Source organism: uncultured Cyclobacterium sp. (assembly GCF_963976465.1).
Lineage (GTDB): Bacteria > Bacteroidota > Bacteroidia > Cytophagales > Cyclobacteriaceae > Cyclobacterium.
Genome location: NZ_CAXBOC010000255.1, coordinates 1 through 7,805 on the forward strand (window position 1 = coordinate 1; position 7,805 = coordinate 7,805).

Genomic DNA, 7,805 nt, shown 5'->3' on the forward strand with positions numbered 1-7,805 from the left:
AACTATAAAGGCCTTGCACTCCTTTTAAATCTTGTCCCGGCCAGCCAAAATAGTTTGGTTTAGAACCCGTGGCAAGAATCAATTTGTCATAGGCAAGCTTTTCTCCATTATCAAAGTTCAAATGTCGATTTGCAAAATCTACTTGATTTACCCAGCCAAATTTAAGTGTTATTCGGTTTTTACTCCAGAAATCATCAGCATAGGGTTTGGTATGTTCATACTTCATATGCCCCATATAAATATACATGAGGGCAGTTCTAGAAAAAAAATGTTCCGTTTCACCGGAAACAATAATGATTTCCACCTGATCGTCATTTTTTCTAATATGCCTTGCACAGGTAACCCCCGAAATACCATTTCCAATTCTTACTATTTGCCCAGCCATTTATAATAAAGATACGTTCTATAATCCATGTAAAAGCACATTTAGGTGATGCGTAGCCAATTGCTTAACGAGAAATAAAGGAAAATGAATCGGTTTTACCCAAAAAATTTAAAAAATAAGTTTGGTAAAGGGCTTTATAATCAAATAAGGAAGGGTGGAGCGAACGCTTATTCTAAATTTTTGAAAGAAAGAATAAACTCCGATCCTTTTTCCGGTTTGCTTATGAGTTCTATTTCACCTCCCAATGTTGTAATCTGTTTGTGTACCAAGTATAAACCTATCCCTTGGCTTTCTTCACTGTCATTGAATTTTTGATCAAATCCAAAAATCTTTCTTCCCACTTTTTCCATATCGAAACCTATTCCATTGTCCTTTACAGACAGCTTGGTAATGCCGGAACTTTGATGACTTTTTATTTTGATAACCGGACTAATGTCAGGTCTTGTATATTTGATGGCATTGGAAATAAGGTTTAGGAAAATACTTTCCAAATAGTTTCTATTAAAATGAACTTCTGGAGCCTCGGAAAAATCAGTTATTATTTTTGCATTGGAGTTTTTAATCAAAGATTTTATACCGTTAATTGATTGATCCAATACCTCCTGAAAGGAAATTTTTGTAACCTTTACAACCAATAGCTCCTCTTTCTTTAAGGATGAAAGAAAGTCGTCTAAGCGTAATTTCAATCCTAAAGTTGATTTATGAAGTAAGTCAACCATTTCTGAGATTTCCTCATCTTGAATTTTTTCATTATCAAAAAAGTTAAATACTGCCAATAAATTATTAACCGGAGACCTTAAATCATGGGATATGGTTATGGTTAGTTGTTTAAGCTTTTCATTGGTTATAGTTAGCTCTCTTATAAGCTCATTTCTCTTGGCCTCAAGTTCCTTTTTCGGATTGACAAGCTTGGCAACACCAAAAATCAATTGCTTTTCTGGTACTAATTTTGAAGTCCATGAAAGCCACAAAGTTTCTCCGGACTTAGAAACATATCTATTTTCAAAATTATTTAACGGTTTCCCTTTTTTTAAATTTTCCCGAATCTTGTGAGTCGTAGCCCTATCCTTGGGATGCACAAAAAAATCGATTGGTTTTTCTTTTAATTCCTCCTCAGTATATCCCAAAACTTTTTGAAAAGAAGGGTTGACCTTTTTGAAATAACCATCATAGCCCACTATACACAGTAATTGGGGACACACATTAAAAAAAACATTAAAATCTAAATCTGGATTATCCACTTATTATATATAATTACCAGCTATCTATTTTAAATTTACCGGCCTTGAAAACAAATTCTCAACTATCAAATATAACTATTTAATAAAATAAAAATACAATAATTTATTTTATTATAAAGTTTATGCCCTTCAACCTGTTTCATTACATATGCAGCAAGCAATTTTCAATTTTAATTGAAATAAAGCAATTTAGAAAATATAAAGTACTTGTAATAATAATGAACTAAGATTATTTATTAGGGTTTAACTCGGTAATAGACACAATTTGAAAAGTCATATGCGCCTGACTACTTTCGTATAAAATACCAATACTTTCATCATTAATTTTAGTCATACAACTATACCCCCAACCCTTTTGTCCATCCAATAATATTTTTTGGCTATCGGGCCAAGTTAAGCCATCATCATTACTCATTTTTATGGTCATATTAAATCTTCCTTCTGTGCTTTCAGGGTTAGAAAAGAGCAATCTACTCCTATCAAACCTGATAAGGCTACCCATGCAGATGGGTTCAATTAACGCACTTCTATTGGTAGGATGTTCATGCCAGCTTTTGCCCATATCACCTGTAGTATATACTGCCCTTGAACCGCCCCTGTCATCTCTCATATTCAACATCAATCCCCCATCTTCTAACTCCACCACCTGTGCTTCGGTGGTTTTGGGTCTGGCCCCGGATCCTACTTGCCAAGTCTCCCCATGATTCTCACTATAGATTATGGTACTGTGAGGAATTTGTTCCCTATCCTTATACTGTGCTGCAAAGACCAAAGTACCATTTTTCATCCTTATCCCTTTACCGGGTCCATTAAAAAACAATTGCCAAGAGGATTTCTTCATTGGCTGTGTAATATTTCTGGGCGAAGACCATGTTTTTCCATCATCTACTGATTTAACTAACATTAACTGACCGGTTTTTTCCGGTGATAGACCCGGTTCTGAACTTCTCCAGGCTGCTGTTCCGGGCTTTCCGTGAATCCAAAGCGCCACCACATATATGGCTCCTGTCTCATTGTCTACCAAAATAGCCGGATCTCCTATACCGTTTTGATTTTGAGGCAATCCTCCCCATTCACCCATATCCATGATAATCTGCATAGGTTCCCAAGTATTTCCTCCATCTACACTTCTACTGAGTCCAACATCAATATCCCCCTGCAAATCGGAAGAATCCTCATGCCTCACATCATAAACTGCCAATAAAGTTCCACTATTACTTGTAGCAAGCCCGGGAATTCGAAAAGCAGCCACCCCATCGTCATTTGCTGTTCGGAGCGCTGTGCCTGGACGATAAGGCATTAGGTCTTCTAATCCTTTAGGAATGGATTGTGCTCCCCCCACTTCAATCATTGGAATATTTAATGAAAACTTGCTTTTCAAATCTGCATCCTCCGGAAGAGTGATTTTAATTGCCAGTTGCTGTTCTCCCTTCTCCAAGCCTATTTCCTCTTTCAACCGCCAGAAATGGATATTAGAATTATATTCTCCGGAAATCATTTCCTCTCCTCCATCTTCACCTGCTAAGGCAATAGACACATTCTCAATAGTGGTTCCTTCACCTAAATCTACTTCAAGCTGACTTAGGGATTCATCCCTTTCCATGTTGAAATTCAGGTAGGCAATCGTTGTCGTTTCCCCTTGAATCACAGGAATATAAACCTGTTCAAATACAATATTCTCTGCTATCTTGAGTTTTTGCTTTTCACTACAAGAAATAAAAGTACACAGTGCTACAAAAGCAAGAATAAAGAAAGGCTTATAATTTTTTTTTGCGATCATAAATTTATTATATCTCTGAAAGTTCTAATTTAAGGATCCATTTTTCCAGTATTTCCAATAATGAGTAAATTAAAGTTAGGCTTCATTTTATCTTATAGAAAATACACTTCTTTGGGTTTAAATTACAAATTCATATTGGGTGAATAATGACTATTTTTAGTAATAGTCATTGTAATAGGTGAACAATTAATTTTAAAGATAAGGCATTTTTTCCAATTTTTGAGTTCCCAGGTCGGGATAACTTTTCATGGTTAATAATAACATTTAGATTGATCATAGAATAATTTCTTAGGCATTAAACCTTTCTTAAAGCGAATTGGAGGTCAGTTGATAACAATCACAAAAAAAGGCTATTCCCTACATTTGGGAATAGCCTTCTTTAAATACACAATAGACTTAATTATATATTGTTAAGTTCATTTTTCAAATTTTCAATGCTTTTTTCAGCTTTTTTCTCTAGGGATTCAAATTCTGATTGAATTTGGGCTTTCCGCTTTTCTGAGGCATTCTCAAATTCTTTTACCTTGATTTCCAAATTTTTCAAGCTATTGTCAGCCTCTGATAGGTATTGATCAATTTTATCATTGGCAGGTTCTATTTGATTCTCTTTTATGTTGTTCTTAATTTCTTGAAGTTCTTCTTCAAGTTCTTCTTTTTCATCAGTGATTTCATTTTTAAAAGATTTAAATTCTTCTTTTATTTCTTCACTTGTTTCAGCACTTCTTTCTTCCACCTCATTTGTAGTAGACGCTATTGGATTTTCGGTGGATTTGTTTCCTCCACAAGATGAAAGTAAAAGCAATGTCGACGCTCCAATACTCAAATACAATGCATTAAGTTTCATAATTAATGTTGGTTTAATTTCTATAATTCATTCGCAACTTGGTCACTTAAAGTTACCATGCCCAAGTTTATAACTACTTATAAAACGGACAAAAACGATGCCATTAAAAGCCTAAGAAGAACTACTTTTACTGCTCATTGGATAAGCTTTTACAAAGTCCATTATAAACGAAAATAAGGGGGGGGGTATTCAATTCAGGCATTCCCACATGACATGGTTAAATTAAATGAATTAAATTACCTTTATGACTCCTTCTCCAATTGAGAAATTGTAGAAAATAAAACCAAAAGAGCTTATTCAACCGTATATAGGTTTCTACACTTTAATAACAAAATTATTAAAACAAGGATCATTCAATCTGAACCTAATTACAACTTACTGAACAATTTTAGAATCTTTACCGTTTTAAAATTGGAATAAAAGACATATTTATGAAATACCCCATTAAATCAATTATTGCAGCACTGGCCCTGATTTGCCTAGCGGTGACTTCCTGCAATGGCTCAAATAAAACCTCTGAAGAGGTCAAAACCATGGACTTGGAATCCTATGCAGGAAATACCGAAAAAGCAACCTTTGCAGGAGGATGTTTTTGGTGTATAGAATCTCCATTTGAAGGTATTGACGGTGTATTGTCTGTCGTTTCCGGCTATGCCGGGGGAAAGGAAAAAAACCCTACTTATTCACAAGTTTCTTCAGGTAAAACAAGCCATAAAGAGGCAGTACAGGTAACTTTTGATCCGGATGTGATCAGTTATTCCGAGGTCATTGATATTTTCTTCCAGCAATACGACCCCACAGATGAGGGAGGTAGTTTTTATGACCGGGGCAGCCAATACGAATCGGCTATATTTTACCATAACAACCAACAAAAAAAAGTTGCCGAATCTATTAAAAAAGAGATAGATGTTGCAGGGATTTTTGACAAGTCCATCGTTACTCCCATCGTGAAATTTACCAACTTCTACCCTGCAGAAGAATATCACCAGGATTATTTTAAAAAGGAACCGAAAGCCTATAAATCCTACAGGACAGGATCCGGAAGGGACCGCTTTATTAGCAATTATTGGGAAGTACCAAAAGCAAGCAATTACCCGAAACCTTCAAAAAAAGAATTGAAGGAAAAATTAACTCCTCTACAGTACCAAGTAACTATGGAAGATGCCACAGAACGCTCATTTGACAATGAGTACAATGGGAACAAGGAGGAAGGAATTTACGTATGCATCGTTTCAGGTGCGCCATTGTTCAGTTCCAGTGACAAATATGAATCAGGTTCAGGCTGGCCAAGTTTTACCAAGCCTATAGATGCAAGGTATTTGGAAAAACCAGTTGATAGAGGTCATGGAATGGTAAGAGTAGAAGTTAGAAGCAAATTTGGTGATTCCCATTTGGGTCATGTATTTAATGATGGCCCTGAACCTACGGGCTTAAGGTATTGCATGAACTCAGCTGCAATGAAATTTATCCCTAAAAGTGAAATGGAAGCCGAAGGCTATGGGCAATTCCTTTGGAAAATTAAATAGAAAACGAATCCTTTAACTACCTTAATTAAGGCTTGCAATATACTTAACATAGCATATTGCAAGCCTTTTTTCATTCTATTGGGCCTGAAAAATCAATAAAAGAAATTTCAGGTTTGTTCAATTTGCTTCCGGGTGATGTTTCAGAAAAGGCATAAGGAGGTAAGTCAAATGGCTTTCAATTGATCCATTTGCTAATAAATTGCAAAAATTTTTCTTTATATCCCTCGCTTATTCCTATGTTCATTATTCCCATATTGACGGTACTCTTGCTGATACTCTTGATCTGTTCCAAGGAAATAATATAGGAACGGTGGACACGCATGAACTGATTTTCAGGCAGCAATTCTTCCATGTTTTTAAGCGTGGTCAAAGAAAGCAATGGGGATTCTTTACCTTCCAGATGAACCTTGACATAATCCTTATAGCCTTCTACCAATATTATGTCTTTCAACATCACCTTTACCAATTGGTATTCCACCTTCAAAAAAAGATAATCTTCAGCAATAGCACTTCTGTTATCAGCCTGTTGCTCAAAATGCTTTAAAGCTTTTTGGCTCGCACTTAGAAACTCTTCGTAACCAAAAGGCTTTAATAAATAGTCCAAGGCATCCACTTTGTATCCTTCAATTGCAAATTGATTATAAGCAGTTGTAAAAATTATTTTAGGTGATGGTTTACCCTTCCTTCCTTCCAGGACTCTGGCCAATTCCATTCCTGTCAAATCGGACATCTGTATGTCTAAAAAAATCAAATCTACCGTATTGGCATTGATAAAGGACAGAGCATCTAAAGCGCTATCAAATTTAGCTTCCAAAACCAAAAATCCCGTTTTGTTCACAAAGTTACACACCAGCTCCAATGCCAAGGGCTCATCGTCTACAACCACACATTTGACTTTCATCCAAGGTCTATTTTTAATTGAATTCGGTATTCATTTTCAGGGTTATCCTCATCGATGATCAATTTACATTTGTTTCCATAGATCAGATCCAATCTCCTTTTCGTATTGGTAAGCCCTATCCCACTGCCCATACTTTCTTTACTTTTAGGATTGGCAGGGAATTTCAAATTTACAGTTTTAAGTTCAAGAACCTTTCCTTTTTGACTAACAAATATCTCAATCTTACTTTCCGCTTTTGCACTTACGCCATGTTTGAAACAATTCTCAATAAATGGAAGTAAAAGCATTGGGGCGATTGGAATATCATCAGTTTTTTCTTGAATATCTAAATTCAAATTCACTTTATCAGACAAACGCAAACGCATCAGTTCAATATAATCTCTTATAAAGTCAAGTTCCTTACTCAGATAGGTAGTATCCTTATCGGTCTCATATAGGACGTACCGCATCATTCTAGAAAGCTTTAAAATCGCTTTTTGAGCTCTCTCAACGTCAATATTTGTTAGCGAATAAATATTATTCAAGGTGTTAAAGAAAAAATGAGGGTTAATTTGAGCTTTCAAATAGGACAGTTCGGAGGAGACTTTTTCCTGCTCCATTTGTCTCCTTATTCCCGCATCTATTTGCCACTTTTCAACCACCACAATACTGGTACTTATTCCTAGGCCAAATAACAATAACAATATGGTAAAGAGGTCGTACCTAAAATTCCTCGGCTTGGGCAAATAAGGCTTATCAGGCCTGAAAGCATTGTGCATCAACTCAGGTAAATTCACAAGATTTTCAAATTGAATTATCAAAAACAGGAACAAAAGCGTAAGTAAAATACCCAAACCAATAAATGCCCAAATTTTATCTTTAAAAAGTAATTTAGGCACCAAAACATACATGTTTAAGTAAAAACCTAAAATAAGAAATAAAAGTGTTAGCCCTTGTTTGAACCAATACTCTATCGGCAAGTCAACCTTCCAGGAAAGGGGGCTTACTACAAAAATCACAATGGCTATAAATATCCATATCAGAATGTGGATAAGAAATGTGATTTTTCTAGGCTTAATTGAATTTGTCATATAGGATAGCTTTGGAGTTAATTGGCTCCGAAAGGATACAATTCCACGTAAACATAAA

General features: G+C 35.5%; 7 protein-coding genes. 1 reads left to right on the plus strand and 6 read right to left on the minus strand.

What is annotated here, in order from left to right; genetic code table 11:
• The 4 genes from AAC037_RS14520 to AAC037_RS14535 all read right to left on the minus strand — a co-directional run.
• Positions 1 to 385: FAD-dependent oxidoreductase (locus AAC037_RS14520; protein WP_339903657.1), on the minus strand; the 385-nt coding region annotated here is incomplete at its 3' end.
• Positions 386 to 552: 167 nt separating this feature from the next.
• Positions 553 to 1,626, minus strand: coding sequence for a PAS domain-containing sensor histidine kinase (locus tag AAC037_RS14525; RefSeq protein ID WP_339903658.1), 1,074 nt, complete (start codon positions 1,624 to 1,626; stop codon positions 553 to 555).
• Positions 1,627 to 1,855: 229 nt separating this feature from the next.
• Positions 1,856 to 3,406, minus strand: a complete 1,551-nt coding sequence (locus tag AAC037_RS14530; RefSeq protein WP_339903659.1) for a sialidase family protein — start codon at positions 3,404 to 3,406, stop codon at positions 1,856 to 1,858.
• 400 nt (positions 3,407 to 3,806) lie between these two features.
• Positions 3,807 to 4,250, minus strand: coding sequence for a hypothetical protein (locus AAC037_RS14535; protein ID WP_339903660.1), 444 nt, complete (start codon positions 4,248 to 4,250; stop codon positions 3,807 to 3,809).
• 431 nt (positions 4,251 to 4,681) lie between these two features.
• On the opposite strand from AAC037_RS14535, the gene msrB reads away from it, so the two are divergent.
• Complete coding sequence (gene msrB, locus AAC037_RS14540; RefSeq protein WP_339903661.1) at positions 4,682 to 5,776, plus strand: peptide-methionine (R)-S-oxide reductase MsrB; 1,095 nt, start codon at positions 4,682 to 4,684, stop codon at positions 5,774 to 5,776.
• Positions 5,777 to 5,951: 175 nt separating this feature from the next.
• On the opposite strand, the gene AAC037_RS14545 is transcribed toward msrB, so the two are convergent.
• Positions 5,952 to 6,677, minus strand: a complete 726-nt coding sequence (locus AAC037_RS14545) for a LytTR family DNA-binding domain-containing protein (protein WP_339903662.1) — start codon at positions 6,675 to 6,677, stop codon at positions 5,952 to 5,954.
• The coding region (locus AAC037_RS14550) for a histidine kinase (protein ID WP_339903663.1) at positions 6,674 to 7,805 on the minus strand (1,132 nt) is incomplete at its 5' end. The genes AAC037_RS14550 and AAC037_RS14545, both read right to left, overlap by 4 nt.

Bases quoted from the DNA above. Each gene is read 5' to 3' on its own strand.
- AAC037_RS14530 (WP_339903659.1), bottom strand. From the start codon at position 3,406: ATGATCGCAAAAAAAAATTATAAGCCTTTCTTTATTCTTGCTTTTGTA.
- AAC037_RS14535 (WP_339903660.1), bottom strand. From the start codon at position 4,250: ATGAAACTTAATGCATTGTATTTGAGTATTGGAGCGTCGACATTGCTT.
- msrB (WP_339903661.1), top strand. From the start codon at position 4,682: ATGAAATACCCCATTAAATCAATTATTGCAGCACTGGCCCTGATTTGC.
- AAC037_RS14545 (WP_339903662.1), bottom strand. From the start codon at position 6,677: ATGAAAGTCAAATGTGTGGTTGTAGACGATGAGCCCTTGGCATTGGAG.